This is a genomic window from Rhodoferax sp. XS2R6, assembly GCF_056521365.1.
The window spans coordinates 1,250,301-1,275,226 of record NZ_JBWMAY010000001.1 but is presented as its reverse complement, the minus strand read 5'-3'; the positions used below and the strand labels follow the sequence as shown (position 1 = coordinate 1,275,226).

Sequence of the window (24,926 nt, the reverse complement as noted above, 5' to 3'; positions counted from 1 at the left end):
CATGAGCGCCGTGTTGCACGACACACCCTTCGGCTCCACGCCAGTGGTGGACCTCAACGATGCACGTCCTCGACGCTGGGGGTGGTGGTTGCTGCTGCTGGGCTTGGGGGCGTTCTTTTCTTGGGCTGCTTTGGCACCTCTGGATGCTGCGGTCACTTCTAGTGGGTCGGTGGTGGTGAGTGGCAGTCGCAAACTGGTTCAGCCGGTGTCTGGTGGCAAAGTGGCCGCCATCCTGGCGCACGATGGCGACCAGGTGACTGCGGGGCAGGTTTTGCTGCGCCTGGACAGCACCCAGAGCCGCGCGTTGTTGGACATCGCGCGTGGACAATGGTTGGTGGCTATGGCCACGCAGGCGCGATTGACGGCGGAAAACCAAGGCCTCTCGGCTGTTGACTTTCCGCCCGCGCTGCTCGAACTCGGGAATGATGCGCGTGTTGCAGAAGTCATGGAGTTGCAGTCGCGTCTGCTGGATGCACGCCGACAAACCCGTAGCAATGAAATGCAAAGTCTGGAAGCCACCCTGCGCGGCCTGGAGTTTCAGGTGCAGGGGCATGAGGCGGCCCGCTTGGCCAAAGAAACCCAAAGCCGCATGTTGCGCGAGGAGCTGCGTAACCAGCGTACCCTGGCTGACGAGGGGTTTTTTCCACGCAATCGGGTGTCAGAACAAGAGCGCTTGTTTGCCGGGATACAAGGTGGGGTGGCCGAGGATTCCAGCAGCGTGGGCAGAACTCGCCAGGCGATTGCTGAAGTGCGTGCCCGCATTGCCACCCGCCAACAAGAGTTCCGCAAGGACATTGAATCGCAGCTCTCCGACATCCAGCGTGAGACCTCGGGGCTGGAGAGTCGCATGCGGGGCCTGGAGTTTGACCTGGCCAACACGGAGGTACGCGCACCAGTGACAGGAACCGTGATGGGGGTGTCGGTCCACACGGTGGGTGGGGTTGTGAGTGCAGGCACGCCTGTCATGGAACTGGTGCCCAAAGACGATCCTTTGCGGGTGGAAGCCCAATTGCCGGTGCACATGGTGGACAAGGTCCGGCCGGGTTTGCCGGTGCACGTGTTGTTCAGCGCTTTGAACCAGGCCAGCACCCCCCATATTGAAGGACGTGTGGTCCAGGTGTCTGCCGATGCACTGGCGGATTCAAGGCAGAATACCAATTACTTCAAGGTCGTCGTTGAGGTCACCCCCCAGGGTATGACACAGCTTCAGCACCAGGAGATCCGGGCGGGTATGCCTGCTGAGGTATTCATCAAAACTGGAGAGCGCACCTTCATGAGTTATCTGCTCAAGCCCCTGTTGGACCGCATGAACCGCGCGTTGATCGAGCCATGAGTCGACGGTTTGTGTGCCGCAGAGGTTGGGGGCTGGGTGTGTTGGCGCTGGTGGGCGCTTGTTCGCAGGGATTGGTCTGGGCCGGCGACTTTGAGCGCGCCTACCTCGCCGCCTTGCAAAACGATGCCCGGTACCAAGCGGCCAAATATGCCTTGACGTCGGCACAGCAGGCCTCCCCCCTGGCCTTGAGTGCCTTGCTCCCCAATGTGTCGGCCAGTCTCTCGGAAACGGCTGTGCAGGGCACTCGCAACACCGATGTGGCGGGTGGCGGCACCGTTTCCAGCAACCTGGACTACCGCGCACCGTCCCAAAGTATCAATCTGCGCACCCCTTTGGTGAATCTGGAGGCGTCGGCCCGCTACCGGCAAGCCAATGCCCAGGTGGGTTCTGCGGAGGCTGCGTTTGCGGCACGCAAGGCAGAGTTGGTGGACCGGCTGGCTCTGGCCTATCTCCAGCGCATGCTGGCCGAGGACGCTTTTTTGTCCATCCATGCCCAGGTTCACGCCGTGGTGGAGCAGCGCAACCTGATGCGGCGGCGCTTTGAGCAAGGCGAGGGCACCAAGACGGAAGTGGCCGAGGCCCGCGCCAACCTGAGTTTGGTGTTGTCCCAGTGGGCGGATTCCAGGGACCAGATGAACAACGCGCGCAACGCCCTGAACTCTCTGACAGGCCAGCTGCAGGAAGTCATTGCCCGCTTGCCCAGCGGTTTTTCGCCACCCCCTCTGGTTCCCAATGCGCTCCAGACATGGCAAGACATGGCCTTGAACAACAACCCGGATGTGGCTGCCCGCAAATTTGCAGTTGAGGCTGCTGTGGCCGGTGTATCGCGCAGCAATGCCGGTCACATGCCGCGGCTGGACTTGGTAGCCAGTGCTTCCAGCAGCCGCAATGAGTCCGTCAGCAGCCTGAACCAATCGGTTAACCAAGGCAGTGTGGGGGTCCAGCTCAACATCCCGATCTACAGTGGCGGGGCAGTCAAGGCCGCAGTGACCCAGGCCGTGGCCGAGCAGTCCCGTGCCGAGGCCGAGCTTCTGGCCGAGCAGCGGGCCGCCGAACTGGAGGTGGGGCGTCTGTTCCAGGCCGTCTCGTCGGGTGGCGCACGTTTGCTGGCGTACCAGGATGTGCTGGAGTCCAGCCAGGTTGCGCTGGAGGGCACCCGGCGTGGACAAGCCTCCGGGCTGCGCACCAATGCCGACGTGCTGGAGGCTGTGCGCAAGGTGTTTCAGGCGCAGCGCGATTTGGCGCAGGCGCGCTACGACCATATCTTTCAGCGTCTGCGCCTCTACAACAAGGCCGGTATTGCACCCGAGGCGGTGGTCTCGTACATCGACGAGTTGCTGGGCTCGGGCGAAAGCAGCCCTCCCTGAGCCATGACCCAGGTGGCAACGGACTCCTTTGCTGCTGCGTGGGCGCTGTACACGCAAGGTCAGGTGGTACAGGCGGAGCATGCGTTCACCAAGCTCGCCGAGGAGCATCCTGCCTGGGGTGAGGCACTGCACATGCGCGGGGTTTGCCTGCTGCAGCTTAAGCAGCATGGTGCTGCGTTGCCGGCTTTGCAGGCGGCAGCCCAGCACACACCGCAAGACCCGTCGGTGCACTCCAATCTGGGTTTGGTTTTGCGGGCCCTCAAACGCCACGCGGAGTCCCTGGCTGCTTACGACAAGGCCTTGCAGCTCAAACCGGACTTTGCCCAGGCCTGGGCCAACCGGGGCAATGCTCTGCGCGATATGGGGCAAGGGGATGAGGCCATTAGCTCCTACCAACAGGCCTTGCAATGCCAACCCCAGTACGCCCAGGCCCTACACGGCCTGGGGCTGGCCTACGGCGACGTGAAGCGCTGGTCGCAGAGCCTGGCCGCGTTTGACGCGGCGCTGTTGCAAAAGCCCGATTACGCTGTGGCGTACATGGACCGCGGCAACACCTTGCGAGAGCTGGACCGCGTGCCGGAGGCCTTGCAAAGCTACGAGCGCTCGCTCCAGCTCAACCCGCAGTCCGCACAGGCCTGGTCCAACCGCGGGGTGGTGCTCAAGCGCCTGGGGCGCATGGAAGATGCTGCTGCGAGTTATGAGCGTGCGATTGCGCTGGACGCGGGGTTTGTCGATGCCATGGTGAATTACGCCACGCTGCTCAAAGACATGATGCGTCTGTCTGCTGCCGTGGCGATGAATGGCCGCGCCTTGGAGATTGACCCGGACAGCAGTGGCGCTCACCTTAATCTGGCGATATGTCATCTGGTAGCCGGTGCGTGGAGCCAAGGCTGGTCTCACTACGAATGGCGCTGGAAAACCGACCAGCTCAAAGACGGGGTACGTACCTTTGCCCAACCACAATGGCGCGGTGAGCCGCTGGAGGGGAAAACTATCTTGTTGCATGCTGAGCAGGGCCTGGGGGATACCCTGCAGTTTTGCCGTTTTGCGCAAACTCTGGCGGTCCGCGGCGCACGGGTGCTGCTGGAGGTGCAGGCGCTCTTGGTGGAGTTGCTCGCGCCATTGCCTGGTGTGCACACTTTGCTTGCCAGGGGGGAGCCCTTGCCAGCGTTTGATGTGCATTGCCCTTTGCTCAGCGTACCGTTGGCCCTGGGGCTGACGCTGGAGAATATGCCACCAGTGCATGCCTATTTGCGTGCGGATCCTGTGGCGGAGCATGCGTGGGCGCTCAAAGCAGGCAGCGATACGGCATTGCGCGTGGGCGTGGTTTGGTCCGGCCGACCGGAGCACAAAAATGACCACAACCGCTCCATCCCGTTCGCGGAGTTTCAACGCATCTTCCGGTCCGAACAGCGCTACCACTGCCTGCAAAAAGAGTTTCGTGCGGCAGACCTTCCAGCCTTGACTGCGCGCAGCGATGTTGCAGTCTGGGATGCCCAGCTGCAGAGTTTCTCAGACACCGCGGCCCTGATTGCTGCCATGGACCTGGTGGTCTCGGTCGACACCTCGGTGGCGCACCTTGCCGCGGCCATGGGCAAGCCCGTGTGGTTGTTGCTGCCCTTCAGCCCGGACTGGCGCTGGGTCGTTGGCCGCGACGATTCCCCGTGGTACCCCCGTATGCGTTTGTTCCGCCAGCCCGACACCGGCCAGTGGGCGCCAGTGCTGGCACACCTTCACCAGGCCTTGGGCCTGTTCACCCGATCGCAGGAGACCTAAGCATGTACGAAACCAGCAAATCCATTTTTCACCGCTTGGCGGATTCCCGATACGCCACGCGTTACTTTGTGGGGCAGGGTATTGATATTGGCGCTGGTCCCGATGCCCTGGGGCAGTACGCGGAGTTTTTTCCTCTGATGCGCGCCTGCCGTGCATGGGATATGCCCGATGGGGATGCCGAGCTGCTGGCCACCGTGGCGGACAACTCCTACGATTTTGTGCATTCATCCCATTGCCTGGAACACATGCGCAATGTTGAGGTGGCGCTGGACAACTGGCTGAGAGTTCTCAAGCCCGGAGGCCATTTGGTGTGTCTGGTGCCTGACGAAGACTTGTACGAGCAGGGCGTCTTTCCCTCCACGTTTAATAGCGACCACAAGCACACCTTTGCGATCCACAAAAAGTCATCCTGGTCACCCAAGAGCATTAACGTGACGACCTTGCTGGCGAACACACGCGCCGATATCCAGGTCAAGAAGATTGAATTGCTGGACGCGACGTTTCGCTACAGCCTGCTGGCTGCGCTGGGCAAGCGCCTGGACCAGACCACCACCCCGGTGGGCGAGAGTGCGATCGAGTTTGTGATCAAGAAGCTTGCCTAGTGGCCTGCGCAGCAGGCGGCGCGTGGGGGTGCAGTTTCAGCGCCGGGTCGCCCCAAGCTGGAACGCTCCCCCTCGGGGGGGCAGCGACCCGCAAAGCGGTGGAGCGTGGGGGCCTGATTACTCCAACAACTTGCGTAGCGTGGCCTTGAGTTGCGCCAGTTCGGCCTGGGCCTTGGCGGCAGCCTGCTGCGCCTGAACCAGGCGATAGTCCACAAAGTTGTCCCATACGCACGGTGGGTGCTGAAAAAACTGTTTGAGCTCGGCATGCTCTTGGGCTACATAAAATCGGTTCACTGCGTCAAAGTAGACAAAGTCGTACCCGGTGCGCAGTAGCTCAGGCTCCCACTCATCAAAATTGGTTTGGGGGCGGTTGGGCAGGGTGCTTTCCAGCACGATCAGCCAGGGCCGAAAACGCGTACGGTCCAGTCCCTGCAGTACGGCCAGTTCAGCGCCCTCCACGTCCACACTGAGCAGGTGGATGTCTCCGCTGGGCCGGTGTTGCAGCAGCAGGTCTGTCAAGGTGTATTGCTGTACCGTGTGTTGCTGCACGGGTTTGCCTTCCCGGGCATGCATGGCCGCAATCGCCTCGGAGGTGGTGGCGTTTTGCTCCCGCTCTGCAATCTCAAAAAACGTGACCTCCCCGGTGCTGTTGCCCACGGCGCCACGGACCAGAATATCCTCCGGGCGCTGTGTTTCCCAGAGTCGGTGGAAGCGGGTTTGCGGCTCGACCACCATGCCGCGCCAGCCGCGCTGGTAAAGGCAGAAGGTATTGCTGTCCGCCATCGGCTGGTAAGCACCAACATCGATGAAGAACCCCTGGGGCACCTGGCTCAGGGCCCGGTTGATCATCACGTCTTCGAAATTGCGGGTGAACGAGAGGTAGGCCATGCGGCACTTTCTTCAGGGCGAGGGACGGCGACGCAACTTGCCGGCACGGGTGGCATCGTTGCGTACCGCTTTCAGCAGGTTTTTGAGTGGCACACTCCAGTCGCGCCGCTGGGTTTGGCGGTACAGGTGCGCACTGGGGTACCACGGAGAGTCTGTCCGAGAAAGCAACCAGCGCCAATCCGGAATAAGGGGTAAAAGTACACGTAATTTGACTCCCAGCCCTCCCGCCAGGTGCGCTACCGAGGTGTCTACTGTGACAAGTTCGTCGACCAGGGTCAGGATGGCGGCCGTGTCCTCAAAGCTGCTGATTTCGGGGCTCAGGTTGATGACCTTGCAGTGGGCGGGCAACCCCGACAGCTGTTCCACTGCGTCACCCTTCTGCACTGAAATGCACTCCACATGGTCCAGTTGCATCAGGTCTTGCAACTGTGCCAAGCGCAGGGAGCGGTTGGCGTCATTGCCATGGGTGGGGCGCCCAGCCCATACCAAGGCAATTCGGTATTTGGTGGTGGGGCCCAGCCGTTGTTGCCAGTGCGCCACCTTGGCGGGGTCTGCCTGCAGGTAAGGAACCTGTGCCGGAACCGTATCCACGGTTGTGCCAAAGCCGGCTGGCAGACTCAGTAGCGGGCATTGGTAATCAAACGGCGGAAGTTCGGCGCCACTCAATACGATCTGGCCCAGGCCCGGCACCCTCGCAGCAATGCTGTGCACCTCGGTCTGCACCACCAGCACTACGTGGGCGCCTTGCTGTGCGAGCAGGGGCACAAACCGCAAAAACTGCAGGGTGTCGCCAAAGCCTTGTTCTGCATGCAGCAGGATGCTTTTGCCCTGCAGGTTTTGGCCGGTCCAGAGCGGTTGGGTGAATGCACGCTTTTCCTTGGCATCGGGCTGTTGCCAGCGGCTCTCATACCGTGGCCATCCTGCCCTGAAGTCACCCGTCAGCAGCTCCAGCAATGACGCATGCAAGGCGGCCTTGATATGCCCCTGGGGGGCGCTTTGTGCCTTGCGGAAGGCCTGTAACGCTTGGTCAAACTGCGCATTTTCCTTGAGTGCAATGCCCAGGTTGTATTGGTATTCGGGGGAGTTGCCGGTGATGGTTACCGCAGCTTTTGCTGCTTGCAGCGCTTCATCCCACAGCCCCAGCGCGCCCAGGGTGTTGCCTAGATTGGACTGGGCTTGGGCGTTGCCCGGCGCCACTTGTACGGCGATGCGCTGGTACTGCAGCGCCTCATGCAGCAGGCCAGCTGCCTTCATGAAGGCCCCGCAATTGGACCAAGCTTCGGGATCGTTGGGAGCTTGTCGGCAGGCGCGCTGGCCGAACATGACGGCGGCCTGTGTGTGGCCCGTGCGAAACGCGGCAATGGCCAAGGCGCTGGCCGCCCGGGAATGGGTCGGGCACTCGCGCAGCGCCCGCCAGAACGCAGGGGAGGCCAGTGCGGGCTCATTGCGCTCCAGCAGCACACGCCCCTGCTCCACATACTCGTGGGCCAGAGCCGCACGCCGCTTGCCACTGGTCGACTGAGGGTTGGCGAGGTCCTTGAGGTCTTTGGCCAGCGTGCTCACCACACTGTCCCAATCGCGGTAGCGCGGCTGGCGCAAGATGCGCACGCTGGGGTACCAGGGAGAGTCTTCCCGTTCCAGCAGCCAGCGCCAGTCCGGCATCCACGGGACCAGCAGCCACACCGGCAGCCCCAGGGCACCGGCCACATGGCAGATCGAGGTATCCACACACACCAGCACATCCAGGTGCTGCAACGCAGCGGCCGTGTCGCCAAAGTCATGCAAATCTGCGGACAGGTCCACCACCTTGGTTTGCAACTCGGGCGGCAGCTGTGTCAGATCGGCACTCCGCGCACCGACCTGGAAAGAATAGAAAGTGGCGCCCTCTGTCGCCAGCACCGGCACCAAGGCGCTGAGCGCCAGCGAACGGTTGGCATCGTTCTTGTGAGCCGGGTTACCCGCCCACACCAGGCCCACGCGCAAGCCCGGGGCCGCAAAACGTGGGGCCCAGGTGGCGCTGCGTGTGTGCTCCATGCGCAGGTAGGGCAGGGTGGGTGGTGTGTTGTGCGACAGACCCAGCAGATGCGGCACGCTGAGCAGCGGGCAGACCCAATCGTAGGCGGGCGGGCGTGAGCCCTCATGCACCAGCTCTACATTGGCCGGCAACACCACCAGGGGGGTCAAAGACTCCTGAATTAATAGCAGCACGCGCAGGCAGCGCGAGGCTAAGAGGTCGATATAGCGTAAAAACTGTAGGGTGTCGCCCAGGCCCTGCTCGGCGTGGACCAGCAGCGTTTGCGTGGGCAGGGGCTGGCCGGTCCACAGGGGCTTGGTGGTCTTGAGGCGCTTGGAGGGGAAGTCGGGCACATCAAAGCGGCGTTCGTAGTCGGCAAAGCCACCGGCCAGGTCACCGGCGAGCAAGCGGGCCAGGCCGCGGTTGTAGATCAGCCCCGCGTAGTCCGGCCTGGCCTCCAGACCACGCTCGAAACAGTGCAGGGCGCCCTGCAGGTCACCCACGGCCTTGTAATACGCCCCGCAATTGGACCAAGCTTCGGGATCGTTGGGAGCTTGTCGGCAGGCGCGCTGGCCGAACATGACGGCGGCCTGTGTGTGGCCCGTGCGAAACGCGGCAATGGCCAAGGCGCTGGCCGCCCGGGAATGGGTCGGGCACTCGCGCAGCGCCCGCCAGAACGCAGGGGAGGCCAGTGCGGGCTCATTGCGCTCCAGCAGCACACGCCCCTGCTCCACATACTCGTGGGCCAGAGCCGCACGCCGCTTGCCACTGGTCGACTGAGGGTTGGCGAGGTCCTTGAGGTCTTTGGCCAGCGTGCTCACCACACTGTCCCAATCGCGGTAGCGCGGCTGGCGCAAGATGCGCACGCTGGGGTACCAGGGAGAGTCTTCCCGTTCCAGCAGCCAGCGCCAGTCCGGCATCCACGGGACCAGCAGCCACACCGGCAGCCCCAGGGCACCGGCCACATGGCAGATCGAGGTATCCACACACACCAGCACATCCAGGTGCTGCAACGCAGCGGCCGTGTCGCCAAAGTCATGCAAATCTGCGGACAGGTCCACCACCTTGGTTTGCAACTCGGGCGGCAGCTGTGTCAGATCGGCACTCCGCGCACCGACCTGGAAAGAATAGAAAGTGGCGCCCTCTGTCGCCAGCACCGGCACCAAGGCGCTGAGCGCCAGCGAACGGTTGGCATCGTTCTTGTGAGCCGGGTTACCCGCCCACACCAGGCCCACGCGCAAGCCCGGGGCCGCAAAACGTGGGGCCCAGGTGGCGCTGCGTGTGTGCTCCATGCGCAGGTAGGGCAGGGTGGGTGGTGTGTTGTGCGACAGACCCAGCAGATGCGGCACGCTGAGCAGCGGGCAGACCCAATCGTAGGCGGGCGGGCGTGAGCCCTCATGCACCAGCTCTACATTGGCCGGCAACACCACCAGGGGGGTCAAAGACTCCTGAATTAATAGCAGCACGCGCAGGCAGCGCGAGGCTAAGAGGTCGATATAGCGTAAAAACTGTAGGGTGTCGCCCAGGCCCTGCTCGGCGTGGACCAGCAGCGTTTGCGTGGGCAGGGGCTGGCCGGTCCACAGGGGCTTGGTGGTCTTGAGGCGCTTGGAGGGGAAGTCGGGCACATCAAAGCGGCGTTCGTAGTCGGCAAAGCCACCGGCCAGGTCACCGGCGAGCAAGCGGGCCAGGCCGCGGTTGTAGATCAGCCCCGCGTAGTCCGGCCTGGCCTCCAGACCACGCTCGAAACAGTGCAGGGCCTCCGGCATGCAGTGCCGTTCGGTCCACAGGCGGGCCAAGGTGCCCCAGGCGTCAGCATCCGCTGGTTTGTGCCGCAGTACCAGCAGCAGTTCGGCTTCCGAACGCTCCATACGCTGCAATTCCAGCAGGCACTTGGCCAGCATGAAGCGGTACTCATCGGCCTGGGGTTGCAGTGCACAGGCGGCTTCAAAGTGTGGCAGGGCACGCGGATAGTCCCCACGCCCGTAGAACAGATTGCCCAGGTTGTTGTGGGCCGTATGAAACTGCTTGTCGCAGGTGAGCGCGGTTTCGTAGGCGGTGACAGCTTCATCTAGATGCCCTAGCGCCTTGAGGGCCACACCGCGATTGGCATGGGTGCGTGGGTCTTGTGGCGCCAGCACCGCTTGCTGGTCAAAATGTTCAAGGGCTAGCTGGTGTTGGCCTGCGCTGTTGAGCAGCACCCCCAGGTTGTTTAGCGCATTGGTGTCTTGCGGTGCGTCTGCCAAAACGGCTTCGTAGGAAGCTCGGGCCAAGTCCCAACGCCCTGCACTTTGGTGTGCAAGGGCTTGGGCAAACAGATCAGAGGGTGCTGTACTTGGCTGCCGTCTTGGCATGGGGCGTGGTTAGGTCCATTGGAAATCAGAAGCACTGAGTCCATCAGACGTAGCGGCCACCAAAGTGAGTTTCATTTCAGCGACGCCGTTACCGTCTGTGTCGACCAACAGTATATTGGTCGCAGAGTCCCATTTGGCCTGCGCGTCGCCTGAATTGGTGAAAGTACTCACCATGCTGAAGTTGCCGTTGCCCAGTCCTTCGAAGACCAGCTTGTCCTGGCCCACCACAAAGTCATTGATCGTGTCAAAAACAGTGGCACTGGACTGCGCCGTGTCGCGGAAGACGAAGTAGTCGGCACCACTGCCGCCAATCAGCAGGTCTGCGCCGTTGCTGCCCACCAGGGTATCGTCGCCACCGCCGCCGTTGAGCGTGGCGCCAATCGTGGACAAGACCATGGTGATGGTGTCGTCGGACGAGCCACCCAAAACGGTTTCGATGGCGTTTACGGTGACGTTGTTGTTGCCCGTACTTGACAGGTTCAAGGTGTCCGTACCGCCTGCCAAGTTGTAGGTGACGCCCACGGCAGCGGTGCCCAGGGTTACGGAGTCATTGCCTGCGCCAGCGACCAGGGTTTCCACGTTGGTGATGGTGAGGCTGTTGGGCCCCGATGCGGAGAGCGTCAGGCTGTCGTTGGAGCCGCCCAGGTCAATCACACCGTTGGTGATGGCGTTATTGAGGGTGATGCGGTCGCTGCCGCTGCCGCCATTCACGGTTTCCACCCCACTCAGGGTGATGGTGTTTACTCCGCTCGCCAGGTTGAGTGTGTCGCTGCCAGCATTCAGGTTGATCAATCCACCCGACAGGGTGGTGGTCAGTGTCACTGTGTCGCTGCCAGAGGAGCCGGTGACCGTTTCTACGCCCGATGCGGTGACGTCATTGGCGAAGTTGCCCAAAGTCAGAATATCTACGCCAGCACCCAGGTCAAAGGTATTGCCGGTGGCCTGAACGGCCATGGTGATGGAGTCTGCCCCCGAGTTGCCTGTGACGGTCTCGATGGTGTTGCTCATCAGCGTGAACGTGTTTGCCGCGTTGAACAGTCGCAGCTGGTCTGCTCCGTCTCCGAGGTTGAAGTTGGTCGTACCGATCACGGCGGCACCCAGGGTCACGATATCGCTTCCAGTGCCACCGGTGATGGTTTCCACATTCAGCACGGTGAAGTCATTGTCGTCGTTGCTCAAAATGAGCGTGTCGTTCAGGCTGCCCAGGTCAATCCGGGTGCCGGTCTGACCGGCAGTCACCGTGATGGTGTCAACACCACCCGTGCCGATGATCGTTTCTGCATTGGCAACGGTCAGTGTGTTGCTGCCTGCCGCGGCCAGGATCAGGCGGTCGGTACCCGCGCCCAGGTTGTAGTTGCCACCCACCTGTGCGACGCTGAGCGTGACGATGTCGTTGCCCGTACCGGCCACCAGGGTTTCGACGCCGGTGAGGGTCACGGTGTTGTTGAAATCAGCCAGGGTCAAATGGTCTGCACTGCCTGCACCAAGGTTGAAGATGCCGGCTGAGCTCTGTGTAGTCAGGACAGCCGTGTCATTGGCGGTTCCACCCACCAGGGTTTCCACGTCGGTCAGTGTGACTGCATTGGCGAAGTTGCCCAGAGTCAGCTTGTCCGAACCTGCGCCCAGGCTGTAGACATTGCCTGTGGCGATGTTCGTCAAGGTGATGGTGTCTACCCCTGAGTTGCCAATCAAAGTGTCCACGGTGTTGTTCACAGACAAGGTATTGGCCGCATTGAATAATCGCAGGGTGTTGTTGCCATCGCCCAGAGAGTAGCTGCCTCCGGCGGTTGCGGAGCCCAGCGTAATGTCGTCAGCCCCCGAGCTGCCGACAATGGTTTCTACGCCGGTGGCCGTCAGGGTGTTGTCAAAGTTGGCCAGTGTCAGGGTGTCGATCAGACCGGCGCCAAGGTTGAAGTTGCCTGCAGTCACCTGGGTCAGGAACGTCAGCTTGTCATCTGCCGCCCCACCCACCACCGACTCCACATTGGAAACCGCTGTCAGGGTGTTTGCTGCTGCCGCCAATATCAGCTTATTGACACCGCCACCCAGATTCACGGTGCCATTGCTAATGGCGGAGGCCAGAGTGATGGTGTCGTCCGTTGCATCCGCCACGATGGTTTCGGTGTTGTTGACCGTGACGGTGTTGGCGCCACTACTGGCGGTGAAGGTCAGCACATCGCCCGTGCCGCCAGCCAAGTTCACGATGCCGCCGGTGAGGGTGTTGGTGAGTGTGACCAGGTCATTGGCGGTGCTGCCAATGACGGTCTCGATATTGGACAGCGTGACGGTGTTGCCGTTGCCTGCCAGTGTCAGGGAGTCGGAGCCCGCACCCAGATCAAAGCTGCGTCCGCTTACCGCAGCGCTGAGCGTGATGCGATCGATGGCTGCGCCGGCAGTGAGGGTCTCGATGTCTGTGTTCAACACGAGGGTGTTGGTGCCGGCGGTGGCCAGAACCAATGTGTCGGCAGTGCCAGCGCCCAGAGAAATACTGACACCAGACACTGCTGCGGTCAGGGTCACGGTGTCGTCACCACCGCCACCCACGATGGTTTCGGTATTGGCCACCGTCAGGGTGTTGGCGTCGGTGCCCGTGGTTTTGAGCACCAGTTTGTCAATGCCGCCGGCCAGATCGATGGTCTGGTTGGTCACCGACGATCCGAGGGTAACCGTGTCTGCGCCAGCGTTGGCAACCAGTGTTTCCACATTGCTGACCGTGATTGTGTTCACACCGTTGGCGAGTACCAATTTGTCAGCACCATCGCCCAGGTCAAAAGTTCTACCCGAAACTGCAGCCGACAAGGTAATGGTGTCGTCCAGGGTGCCCCCGATCAGGGACTCAATGCTGCCATTGAGCGTCAGGGTGTTGGACGCACTGGCCAGTTGCAGCGTGTCGTTGCCCAGCCCCAGGTCGATGTTGGCGCCAGAAGCAGCGGTGGTCAGTGTGATCACATCGGCGCCCGATCCACCGACCAGCGTTTCGATGCTGCTCAGTGTCAAGGTATTGCCTGCGCCATTGGCAAGCGTGAGCTTGTCGATGCCGTTGCCCAAGTCCACCGTGGCGCCCGAAATAATGGCGCTGAGGGTGATGGTGTCCGCCCCTGTACCCCCGGTCAGCGATTCCACGCCACTCAGGGTCAAGGTGTTCAGGCCGTCGGCCAGGGTCAGCACGTCTGCGCCACTTCCGAGGTTGTAGACGCCTGCGCTTTGGGCTGCCGTAAGTGTGATCAGGTCTGCGCCAGTGCTGCCCGTCAGCGTCTCCACACCGCTCAGGGTCACGGTGTTGCCTGCACCGGCCAGGGTCAGTACGTCGGCACCCGCAGACAGGTGGTAGACATTGCCGGAGACGGCTTCGCTCAGAGTCAGGGTGTCGGCACCAGAGTTGCCCAGCACGGTTTCTATGTCGCTGGCGACCGTGAGGCTGTTGGCGCCATTGGCCAAGGCCAGGCTGTCGGTGCCGGTACCCAGAACCACGCTAAGGCCAGTGCCAGACAGGATGGTGGACAAGGTCACCGTGTCGTTGCCATCGTTGCCGACAAGCGTTTCAATACCGCCTACGGTGATGGTGTTGTTGCCGTTGTTGTTGAGCGTGAGTTTGTCACCTGCACCTGCGCCCAGGTCAAACACGGCATTGCTGGCCAAGGTGCTCAGCACGACGGTATCCGTGCCGGAGCCGCCGGCAAAGGATTCGATATTGGACACCGTCACCGTGTTGGCTGCGGTACCCGTCGCCAGCAGGCGCAAGGTGTCCGTTCCGGCGCCCAGGTCGTAGATGCCACCCGTGACCGGTGCGGTCAGGGTAATGGCGTCGGCCAGTGTGCCGCCCAACAGCGACTCGATACTGCTGTCGATCGACAGCGTGTTGTTGAAGTCGGCGAGTGTTAATACGTCGGCACCCGAACCCAGGCTGATATTGGCGCCCGATACGGCCGCCAGCATGGTGACGTTGTCTGCACCGGTGCCGCCCACCACGGTTTCGATATTCGCCAGTGTCACGGTATTGGCGCCGTGGGCCAATGTCAGTTTGTCAACGCCCGCCCCCAGATCGAATGTGCGGCCTGTGACTGCTGTGGTGAGGGTAATGGTGTCAACCCCCGAATTGCCCACCAGGGTTTCAATGTCGCCGCCGATGGACAGGGTGTTGGCGGCATTGGCCAAACGTAAGACGTCTGTGCCATCGCCCAGGCTGAAGCTGCCCGAGGTGACGCCTGCGCCCAGAGTGATGTCATCATCGCCGCTGTTGCCAGTGATGTTCTCTATGTTGAGTGCCGTCAACGTGTTGTTGAAGTTGCCCAGCACCAGCGTGTCGGTACCTGCACCGAGGTTGTAGGCGCCCGCAGTGACGGCAGTGCCCAAGGTGACGGTGTCCGCACCAGATCCCCCCACCAAATTCTCTATATTGGAAAGTGTGACGGTATTGGCGCCGGTGCCACTGGCCATGAGCGTCAGGGTGTCTGTGCCATCGCCCAGGTCGTAACTGAAGCCCGTGACGGTGCTGGTAAGGGTGATGGTGTCGTTTGCCGTGCCGCCAACCAGGCTTTCAATGCTGTTGTCGATTGACAAGGTGTTGTTGAAGTCAGCCAGTGTCAGGACATCTCCCGCACCAGCGCCCAGGGTGACCGAGCCGCCTGCGATTGCCGTTGCCAGTGTCACCAGATCGTTGCCGGAATTGCCCACAATGGTTTCGACGTTCGACACCGTAATCGTATTGGCACCGTTGGCCAGGGTGATCTTGTCGCTGCCTGCTCCCAGGTCAATCGATCCGCCAGTGACTACGCTGTTCAACACCAGGGTGTCTGCACCGGTGCCACCCAAGATGGTTTCGATATTGGCCAGTGTCAGGGTGTTCGCGCCATCTGCGAGTTGCAAGGTGTCTGTGCCACCTGCCAAGTCGTAGCTATGGCCGCTTACCGCACTGCTCAGGGTGATCGTGTCCGCTGCGGAGTCGCCCACCAACGACTCGATGGAGCCGTTCAGTGTGAGTGTATTGGCCGCTAGGCCCGAGAGGTTCAGGCGGTCTGCGCCAGCACCCAGGTCATAGCTGTTGCCACTGACACCGCCGTCCAGGGTGATGGTGTCAGCCCCCGAGTTGCCCAGAATGCTTTCCACCGTGCTGCTGGCGGTGAATGTATTGGTACCCAAGGCCAGGTTCAGGGTGTCGGTTCCCGCACCCAGGTTGTAGGTGCCGGCACTGATGGCGCCACTGAAGGTCACCGTATCCGCGCCAATACCACCCGTGATGGTCTCCACTGTGTTGAATGCGGTGACGGTGTTCACTCCGTCAGCCAAGGTCAGCGCATCAGCACCTGCACCGAGGTCGATGGTGCCACCGGTCAAGGTGGTCTGCAGCGTGACCGTGTCTACACCGCTTCCGCCCGTCACACTTTCCACGTTGGAGGCCGTTACCGTGTTGCCGCCGTCAGCCAGGTAGAGCTTGTCTACGCCAGCGCTCAAGTCCAGCGTGGCTCCGCTCACGGCTGCGGCAAAGGTGATGATGTCTGCACCGGCATTGCCTGTCACGGACTCTACGCTGGTCAAGGTCATGGTGTTGCCACCAGCTGCCAACGTCAGACTGTCTGCGCCTGCACCCAGGTTGACTGAGGCGCCAAATGGACTGGCGCTGGAGAGCGTGATGGTGTCGTCGCCCGAGCCACTGGTGGTGAGTGTTTCCACGCCATCCACCGTGGCGACGTTGGCGCCCACCGCGAGAGTCAGGGCATCGCTGCCGCCACCCAGGCTGACACTGCCGCCCGTCAAGATCGTGCTCAGGGTAATGTTGTCGTTGGCGCCCGCGCCAACCAAGGATTCCACATCGCTTACTGTGACCGTGTTGTTGCCAGCCCCGGAGAGGGTCAGGACGTCATTGCCACCCGCCATGGCAATGGTGGCGCCGTTGACAGCCGCACCCAGCGTGATGTCTTCGTCGCCCGCGGAGCCGGTAATGGACTCCACCGACGACGCCGTCAGAATGTTGGTGCCGTTGGCGAGTGTCAGGCTGTCGGCACCGCCGGACAGATCGAACACCGCACCCGACACCGCTTGGGTCAGGGTGATTGCATCGGCCGCCGTGCCGCCATTGATGCGCTCCACACTGGCGTCCAGCGTCAGTGTGTTGTTGCCACTGGACGCCAGGTTCAAGGTGTCTGTACCCGCACCCAGGTTGAAGGTGCCGCTGCTTTGTGCTGCACCCAAGGTGATGGTGTCTGCACCGGTTCCGCCGGTGATGGTCTCAATATTTGTGGCGGTCAGGTTGTTGGTGCCGTTTTTCAGGACCAGTTGGTCCGTGCCATCACCCAGATCGATATTGCCACCTGCGATGACGGTGTTCAGCGTCACTACGTCTGCACCACTATCGCCCACAATCGTTTCCACGTTGCTGGTAGTGACGGTATTGGCACCGTTCGCTAGCGTAAGTTTGTCGCCAATGCTGCCACCCAGATCAATCTGGGCGCCGCTGATGGCTGTACCCAGGGTGACGTTGTCTACCCCGGTGCCGCCGGTGATGCTCTCTACGTCGGTGGCGGTCAGCGTGTTGCTGCCGTTGGCCAGTGTCAGTCGGTCGGTGCCTGCGCCCAGGCTGTAGATGGCGCCGCTCACCGTAGTGGTGAGGGTCACGGCATCTGCACCTGTGCCACCCGTGACAGTTTCTACGGTGCCGTTCAACGACAGCGTGTTGGCGCCATCAGCCAACACAACGCGGTCACCTGTGCCGCCGCCCAAGTCCACGGTGACACCGCTGACTGCGGCGCTGAAACGCACCGTGTCGTTGGCACCAGCGCCGCTGATGGTTTCGATGGCGTTGACGGTCAGGTCGTTGGCACCGGCGCCAGACAGAATAATGCGGTCCCCGGCGCCCGCGCCCAGATCGTACGTTTGGCCCGACACGGCGCCAGCCAGTGTGACGATGTCGTCCCCCCCACTACCGACCAAGCTCTCGATCGTGGTGGCTACGGTCAGGGTATTGCCGCTGGCCCCCAAAGTCAGGGTGTCACTGCCGGTACCCAGGTCTACGCTACCACCCGATACGCTGGTAGCCAGTGTGATGGCATCGTCACCGCTGCCGGTGGCTGTGATGGTCTCTACATTGCTCAGGGTCAGGGTGTTACCACCCGCAGCCAAAGTCAAGGCGTCTGTGCCCACGCCCAGGTCGATGCTGCCGGCCGTCAGGGCCGCGCCGAGCACCACGCTGTCATTGGACGAGCCCCCGGTGATGGTTTCGATGTCGGTGGCCGTGAGGGTGTTGGCCGCTGCGCCAGACAAGATCAGGCTGTCGGCGCCAGCACCCAGGCTGTAGTTGCCGCCCGTGACGGCAGTGGTCAGGGTGATTGCGTCGGCCAGGGTACCGCCCGCCACGCTTTCAATCCCGCTCAGAGTCAGTGTGTTGGCCACATTGGTCAACGTGAGGGTGTCGCTGCCGGTGCCGCCACTGACGGATTCCGTATTGCTCACCGTCAGGGTGTTGGTGCCGTTGGCCAAAACCAGTCGGTCGCTGCCGTCGGCCAGGTTCACTGTGGCACCGGTCACCGTGCTGCCCAGTGTCACCAGGTCTGCGCCGGAATCTCCAGTGATGGTTTCCGCGCCAGTGAGCGTCAGGGTATTGGCGCCATTGGCCAGCGTCAGGCTGTCGGTGCCAGCGCCCAGATTAACGACGGCGCCCGTAACGGTGGAGCCGAGTGTGACGGCGTCATCACCCGTGCCACCGGCAAGTGTTTCTACTCCGCTGACGGTGAAAGTGCCGCCCGAGTTGGACAGAGTCAAGGTGTCCACGGCTGCACCCAGGTCCACGGTGGCCGCAGTGCTACCGCTACCCAGCGTAATGGTGTCTGCCCCTGTGCCGCCAGTGATGCTTTCCACATCGCTCACCGTGAGCACGTTCACACCGTTGGCAAGGACCAGGGTATCGGTGCCTGCATTGAGGTCGATGGTGGCACCCGAAAGCGCACCGCCCAGGGTGACTGTGTCGTCTCCAGTGCCGCCCACGATGCTTTCCACCTGCAGGGTGGTGACCGCATTGGTGCCGTCGGCCAGGGTCAGGGTGTCTGTGCCTGCGCCCAGGTTGACCGTGGTGTCGGTAATGGCCGTGCCAAAGGTTACCGTGTCTGCTGCCGTGCCACCGTTGACTGTTTCCACGTTGGAAATGGTCAGGGTGTTGGCACCGTTGGCCAGATTCAGGGTGTCGTTGCCACCGTTGAGGTTGATGGAGCCGGAAACAGCATCCGTCAGGGTGATAGTGTCTGCCCCCGCATCGCCCACCACGGTTTCCACGCCTGTCACGGTCAATACGTTGGCGTCATTGAACAAGGTTAGCGAATCGGTGCCCGCGCCCAGGTTGATGGTGCCGCCGCTCACGCCGGAGCCCAAGGTCACGGTGTCCGCACCGCTGTTGCCAGTAATGGTTTCAACGTTGCTGACTGACAGGGTGTTGGCGCCGTTGGCCAGAATCAGGGTGTCGGCACCAGCGCCGAGGTTGGCGTCCAGCGCGGTCACGGCGGTGGCCAGCGTCACGGTGTCAGCGCCAGAGTCGCCCACCAGAGTTTCCACACCAGTAATGGTGAGGCTGTTGGGCGAATCAAACAGGGTCAGCGTGTCGGTGCCGGCGCCCAGGTTGATCTGGCCGTTAGTAATGCTGTTGCCCAGGGCCACGGTGTCGTCTGCCCCCAGGCCCACGATGGACTCGGTGTTTTTGGCAATGACGTTGTTGTTGCCCGCGGCACTCAGGTTCAGCTGGTCGGCGCTGCCTGCGCCCAGGTCGTACACGCCGAAGGAGCTGGCATCGGCCAGGGTCAGGGTGTCGTTGCCGGTGCCGCCTACGACGGTTTCTACGCCGGTGGTGGTCAGGGTGTTGGGCGCATTGGCCAGGATCACTTTGTCTGCAGAGCCCGTGCCCAAGTCAATCTGGCCGGCGGTCAGAGCGGTGGTGTACGTCAGCTGGTCGACGCCAGTGCCGCCGGTGACGGATTCGATGTTGGACAGCGTCAGTGAGTTGCTGCCGTTAGCCAGGCTCAGGCTGTCGGCGCCTACGCCCAAGTCCACACGCATATTGGACACAGCGGCACTCAGCACAATGGTGTCGTCGCCGGAGCCCGATGTCAGGGTCTCCACGCTGTTGCCCAGCGTCAAGGTGTTGTTGCCGGTGGTGGACAGCGTGAGTTGGTCATTCGAGCCTGCGCCCAGGTCGTAACTGCCCGTGCTGACCGCTGCACTCAGGGTAATCGTGTCGTTGCCGTTGCTGCCCACCAGGGTTTCAACCGTGGTGTCCAGCGTCAGGGTCGAGCTGGCGCCCAGCGTCAGTGTGTCGGTGCCTGCGCCCAGGGACACGGTGCCCCCCGTCACAGCGGCCGACAGCGTGACGTTGTCATCACCCGTGCCGCCGTTGATGGATTCGACGCCACTGAGCGTGACGGTGTTGGCTGCACCATCGGCCAGGATCAGACGGTCGGTACCACCATTGAGGTTGATGGTGGCACCTGTGACGACGGTGCCCAGCGTGACGGTGTCATTCAAGTTGCCACCGCTGATGCTTTCGATGTCGGTGGCGGTCAGGGTGTTGTTGCCGGTGCCGGAGAGCGTCAGGCTGTCTGCCCCGGTGCCCAGCGAGTACACATGGCCGGTCACGGCTGCCGTGAGGGTGATGGCGTCGGCCCCGGTACCGCCCACGACGGTCTCCACACTGGCGTTGAGCGACAGGGTGTTGGTGCCGTCAGCCAGGGTGATTCTGTCTTGTGTGCCTGCCCCCAGGTCAATCGCTGTACCCGAAACGGCGGCGGTGAACGTCACCGCATCGTTGGCGGTTCCACCCACCAGGCTTTCGATGCCGATGGCGGTGATGGCGTTGTCACCGGTGCTGGAGAGGGTGAGGCGGTCCGCACCACCACCCAGGTCGTAGGTGAGGCCGGTGACTGCGCTGCCGACGGTAATCAGGTCGTTGCCTGCGCCGCCCACCAGGGTTTCCACCGTACCACTGACGGTCAATGTGTTGCCGCCCGCTGCCAGGTTCAGGGTGTCGTTGCCGGCGGCCAGGTCAAAATTGCCCCCGCTGACGCTGGCACCCAGCGTCACGACATCGTCGCCGGTGCTGCCGGCAATGGTTTCCACAGCAGACACAGTCAGCGTGCTGCCGTTGCCTGCGAGCGTGAGTGTGTCCGTGGCGCCACCGCCCACAACACTTTCCACGCCGGTGACAGTCAAGTTGTTGGCGCCGCTGGCCAGGGTGACCGTGTCGGTGCCGCCTGCCAAGTCGTAGCTGGCGCCGCTAACAGCAGTGCTCAAGGTGATGGCATCGTTCAGCGTGCCACCCGTCAGGGTTTCAATGCTGCTGACGGTCAGGGTGTTGGCAATATTGGTCAGCGACAGGGAGTCGTTGCCCGAGTTGCCCACCACGGTCTCGACATTGCTCACTGTCAGTGCGTTGGTCGTGTTGGTCAGCATGACGGTGTCACCCGCATTGCCGCCGACCACGGTTTCCACCCCAAGTGCGGTCACGGTGTTGGTGCCGTTGGCCAGTGTCAACACGTCCCCGGTGTCACCCGCCAGGTTGACAGTGGCGCCGCTGATGGCGGCACCCAGGGTTACCAGGTCGGCGCCTGCGCCGCCGGTAATGGACTCGGTGCCCGACACGGTGAACGTGCCGCCTGCTGCCGCCAGAGCCAAAGCGTCTGCACCAGCCCCCAAGTCAACGGTGGCCGCCGTAGAACCCACGCCCAGCGTCACGGTGTCGGCGCCCGTGCCGCCCACAATGGATTCGATATTGGCGGCTGTTACGGCGTTGGTGCCGTTGGCCAGAATCAGTTCGTCGTTGCCGCCCAGCAAATCGAAGGTGCCCGACGCCATGGCGCCGCCCAGGGTGATGGTGTCCGCACCTGCGTTGCCCGTGATGCTTTCTGCCGCGGTGACGGTGAGGGCGTTGGTGCCACTGGCCAAAGTCAGGCTGTCTGCGCCCACCCCCAGGTTCACGGTGCCTGCCGCGACTGCCGCACCGAAAGTGACCGTATCGGCACCGCTGCTGCCGGTAAAGCTTTCGGCGTTGCTGACGGTGATGGTGTTGGCGCCTGAACCGTTGCCCAGCGTCACTTGGTCTGTGCCCGCGGCAAGGTCATAGGTGCCGCCCGTGACCACATTCGAGAACGTGATGTTGTCCGTGCCGCCATCGCCCAGCACGGACTCGACGTTGTTGACCGTGATGGTGTGGTTGCCCAGCGAGAGGGTCAGCGTATCGGTGCCGGTGCCCAGGTTGAAGGTGGCGCCAGAAATGCCGGCGCCCAGTGTTACCAGATCATCGCCGGTGCTGCCGGTCAGGCTTTCGGTTCCGGATACGGTCAGTGTGTTGCCGTTGCCTTGCAGTACCAGTACATCGGAGACCCCGTCGCCCAAGTCCACGGTACTGCCACTGGCCATGGCGCTGGTGATGGTGACCGTATCGGCCCCCGAGTTACCGACAATCGCCTCGATGCCTGTGGCCGTCACCACGTTGGCGCCATCGGCCAAATTGAGTTGGTCGGTGCCACCCCCCAGGTCCACAATGCCGCCCGAGATGGCCGCGTTGAAGGACACGGTGTCATCACCCGCGACACCCACAATGGTCTCGATGTTGGACACTGCCAAGACGTTGTTGGCGTTGGCCAGGGTGATCTTGTCGTTGCCAGCGCCCAGGCTGTAGGTGCCGTTGGTGGTAACGGTGGTGAGCGTCAGTGTGTCGTCACCGGTGCCGCCGATCACGGTTTCCACATCGGTGGTGGTCAGGCTGTTGGTGCCGTTGGCCAGGGTCAGGCGGTCGGTGGCGCCTTCGGCCAGGTCAAAGGTGCCGTTGGTGACGGTGGTGCTTAGTGTGATCTGGTCTGCCCCAGAGCCACCCACGATGGACTCCACGTTGGAAGCCTGGAAGGAGTTGGAACTGTCGGCCAGGGTTAGGGTGTCGGCGCCACCTGCTGCGTCAATGACCACATTGGTCAGCGCTGCCGAGAAGGTGATGTTGTCGGCACCCGCGCCACCCACCACAGTTTCGATGCTGCCGTTCAAGGTCAGGGTGTTGCCGCCTGCGGCCAGGTTCAGTTTGTCGGAGCCCGCGCCCAGGTCGTAGCTGCCAGCGGTGACTGCTGCGCTCAATGTCACGGTGTCGTTGCCGTTACTGCCCACCACGGTTTCGATGGTGCCGTCCAGCGTCAATGTGGAAGCACCGCCCAGTGTCAGTTTGTCGCCGGTGCCATCACCCAAGGTGATGCTGCCGCCGGTCACACCGCCGGTGAAGGTGATGTCATCGTCGCCACTGCCACCCGTGATGGTTTCGATGGCGGTGACCGTGGCGGTGTTGTTGGCAGTGCCGGTTTGCGCCAGTGTCAGGCTGTCTTGGCCATTGCCCAGGCTGAAGGTGCCGCCAGTGACGGCCGCGCCGAGGGTGATGGTGTCGTTGCCGGTGCCGCCGGTGACGCTTTCCACGTTGGACAGCGTCATGGTGTTGGTGCCACTGGCCAGGGTCAGTACGTCTGCGCCGCTGGCCAAGTCAATGGTTGCGCCTGTGATGGCTGCGCCCAGCGTGACGGTGTCTGCACCGCTGCCCCCCAGAATGCTTTCCACGCCCGTTGCAGTCAGGCTGTTGGTGGCCGTGTCGAACAGGTTCAGCACGTCTGCGCCAGCACCCAGGTTGATGCTGCCCGCGGCAATGGCCGAGCCCAGGGTAATGGTATCGACGCCAGAGTTGCCGGTGATGGTTTCGGTTCCCAGCACGGTCAACGTGTTGACACCGTTGGCCAGGGTGAGGTTGTCAGTGCCCGCTGCCAGGTCAATGCTGCCGCTGGCTTGTGCCGCGCCCAGGGTTACGGCGTCGGCGTCTGCACCACCCGTGATGGACTCTGCACCTGAAATATTGAGGGAGTTGCCACCCGCCACCATGGTGACTACGTCGCCAGTGCCGCCTGCCAAGTCAATCGTTACGCCAGAGGAGGCGGCAGACAGGGCCAGCACATCGTCGCCCGCGCCGCCGGTGATGGATTCGACACCGGTCGCGGTCACGGTGTTGCCGCCTGCGGCCAGGGTCAGGCTGTCGGCACCATTGCCCAGGTTCACGGTGGCACCAGTAATTGCGGCACCGAACGTGACCGTGTCTGCGCCGGTCCCACCGGTCAGCGACTCGGCATTGCTCAGCGTCATTGTGTTGGTGGCGCCAGTCAGGGTGATGGCGTCGGCGCCATCACCGAGGTTGTAGGTGGCGCCTGCGATGGCGGCCCCCATCGTGATGGTGTCAGCGCCGGAGCCTGCGGTCAGTGTCTCCACCCCGGTGGCGGTGACGCTCTGGCCTGTCGTGTCCGAAGCCAGCAGCGTCAGGGTGTCTGTGCCACTTCCCAGATTCACCACGCCGTTGGTGATCGCTTCGTTCAGGGTAAGGGTGTCGGCGCCGGAGTTTCCGGTGATGGTTTCCGTGCCCGACACGGTGAGGACGTTGGTGCCGTTGGCCAGGATCAGGGTGTCGGTGCCGTCGTTCAGGTCGATAGTCCCACCGGACTGGGCTACGCCCAGCGTGATGGTGTCGGCTGCGGAGTCGCCCAGGACGCTTTCGATGTTGGACAGGGTCAGGCTGTTGGTGCCAGTGCCAAACAGGGTAAGCACGTCGGCGCCAGCGCCCAGGTTGATGGTGCCGGTTTGGGCTGCGCCCAGCGTGATGGTGTCGTCGCCCGAGGCGGAGGTGGCGATGCTTTCGGCCCCGGTGATGGTGGCCGTGTTGCCACCACCCGCCAGGGTCAGCACGTCAGCGCCAGCCTTCAAGTCGATGACCCCTGTCGCAGTAATGGCGGAGGTGAGGGTGACCACATCGGCCAAAGTGCCGCCGGAGACGGTTTCAGCGCCCGCCACCGTTATGGTGTTGGTGCCGTTGGCCAGGGTGATGGCGTCGGCGCCAGCGCCCAAGTCAAAACTGCCGGAGGTTACGACGCTGGACAACACCAGTGCATCGTCACCAGCGCCGAGGCTGATGTTGGCGGCGCCTATGGATCCGCCTAGTGCCACCGTGTCTGCCCCTGTGCCGCCTACGACGGTTTCGACGCTGTTCAGTGTGATGTTGTTGGTGCCGTCGGCCAGGGTGACCTTGTCTGTACCCGCGCCGGCATTGATGGTGGAGCCGGAGGTGGCTGCGCCCAGTGTCAGGGTGTCGGCCCCGGTGCCGCCGGTAATCGACTCGATATTGGAGACGGTGGCGGTATTGGTGAAGTTCCCCAAGGTCAGCGAGTCGGCTCCTGTGCCCAAGTCGATGGTGGAGTTCAGCGCGCTGCTGATCGTGATCGCATCATCACCCGTGCCCCCGATGATCGTGTCAATGTTTCCCGGCAGGGTCAGGTCGCTGTTGCCGTCGGAAATGGTGATCGTGGTCATGTGGGGCCTCTCGAAAGATGGTGTCTGCTAACTAGCCTAGCCTTGGATGGTTTTCGCTACAAGCGGAAACCACCGGGGCGTTCGGAGGCCCAGGCCCCCGAAACTAACAATTCGGCATCTCATGGTTATTACGGCAGTTTTGAAGAAGTCTTTAGGATTTGCCTGTCCGGGCCGATACCGTGCCACTACAGGGCGTAGTGCAGCCGCCAAGTGCGGCCAGAGTTTCCGATGGGTAGCCAA

General features: G+C 62.6%; 7 protein-coding genes. 4 read left to right on the top strand and 3 right to left on the bottom strand.

Annotated elements, in window-relative coordinates; genetic code table 11:
* Position 1: 1 nt before the first annotated feature.
* Genes AC097A_RS06060 through AC097A_RS06045 form a run of 4 tightly spaced genes read left to right on the top strand, consistent with a single transcriptional unit; the run spans position 2 to position 5,078 of the window.
* Complete coding sequence (locus tag AC097A_RS06060) at positions 2 to 1,333, top strand: HlyD family type I secretion periplasmic adaptor subunit (protein WP_105261420.1); 1,332 nt, start codon at positions 2 to 4, stop codon at positions 1,331 to 1,333.
* Positions 1,330 to 2,700 (top strand): TolC family outer membrane protein, encoded by a 1,371-nt coding sequence (locus AC097A_RS06055; protein WP_315480841.1) that lies wholly within the window; start codon positions 1,330 to 1,332, stop codon positions 2,698 to 2,700. Before AC097A_RS06060 ends, AC097A_RS06055 begins: the two co-directional genes overlap by 4 nt.
* A 3-nt stretch (positions 2,701 to 2,703) precedes the next feature.
* Entirely contained in the window at positions 2,704 to 4,476 is a 1,773-nt protein-coding gene (locus AC097A_RS06050; protein ID WP_479620129.1) for a tetratricopeptide repeat protein, read from the top strand.
* Positions 4,477 to 4,478: 2 nt separating this feature from the next.
* Positions 4,479 to 5,078, top strand: a complete 600-nt coding sequence (locus AC097A_RS06045; RefSeq protein ID WP_315480839.1) for a methyltransferase domain-containing protein — start codon at positions 4,479 to 4,481, stop codon at positions 5,076 to 5,078.
* Between the two features lie 117 nt (positions 5,079 to 5,195).
* Here AC097A_RS06045 and AC097A_RS06040 read toward each other — a convergent pair whose 3' ends face one another.
* Genes AC097A_RS06040 through AC097A_RS06030 form a run of 3 tightly spaced genes read right to left on the bottom strand, consistent with a single transcriptional unit; the run spans position 5,196 to position 24,686 of the window.
* The gene (locus AC097A_RS06040) at positions 5,196 to 5,966 is read right to left on the bottom strand and encodes an FkbM family methyltransferase (protein ID WP_479620128.1); all 771 of its coding nucleotides are present in this window, start codon (positions 5,964 to 5,966) and stop codon (positions 5,196 to 5,198) included.
* Positions 5,967 to 5,978: 12 nt separating this feature from the next.
* Positions 5,979 to 10,331 carry a tetratricopeptide repeat protein gene (locus tag AC097A_RS06035; protein WP_479620127.1) on the bottom strand — a complete coding sequence of 1,451 codons (4,353 nt, stop codon included), beginning with the start codon at positions 10,329 to 10,331 and terminating at the stop codon, positions 5,979 to 5,981.
* Positions 10,332 to 10,340: 9 nt separating this feature from the next.
* Positions 10,341 to 24,686 carry a M10 family metallopeptidase C-terminal domain-containing protein gene (locus AC097A_RS06030; RefSeq protein WP_479620126.1) on the bottom strand — a complete coding sequence of 4,782 codons (14,346 nt, stop codon included), beginning with the start codon at positions 24,684 to 24,686 and terminating at the stop codon, positions 10,341 to 10,343.
* Between the last annotated feature and the right edge of the window lie 240 nt (positions 24,687 to 24,926).

What these genes read in the sequence shown, in the direction of transcription:
- AC097A_RS06040 (WP_479620128.1), bottom strand. Translation starts at nt 5,966, where the DNA reads ATGGCCTACCTCTCGTTCACCCGCAATTTCGAAGACGTGATGATCAAC.
- AC097A_RS06045 (WP_315480839.1), top strand. Translation starts at nt 4,479, where the DNA reads ATGTACGAAACCAGCAAATCCATTTTTCACCGCTTGGCGGATTCCCGA.
- AC097A_RS06035 (WP_479620127.1), bottom strand. Translation starts at nt 10,331, where the DNA reads ATGCCAAGACGGCAGCCAAGTACAGCACCCTCTGATCTGTTTGCCCAA.
- AC097A_RS06055 (WP_315480841.1), top strand. Translation starts at nt 1,330, where the DNA reads ATGAGTCGACGGTTTGTGTGCCGCAGAGGTTGGGGGCTGGGTGTGTTG.
- AC097A_RS06050 (WP_479620129.1), top strand. Translation starts at nt 2,704, where the DNA reads ATGACCCAGGTGGCAACGGACTCCTTTGCTGCTGCGTGGGCGCTGTAC.
- AC097A_RS06030 (WP_479620126.1), bottom strand. Translation starts at nt 24,686, where the DNA reads ATGACCACGATCACCATTTCCGACGGCAACAGCGACCTGACCCTGCCG.
- AC097A_RS06060 (WP_105261420.1), top strand. Translation starts at nt 2, where the DNA reads ATGAGCGCCGTGTTGCACGACACACCCTTCGGCTCCACGCCAGTGGTG.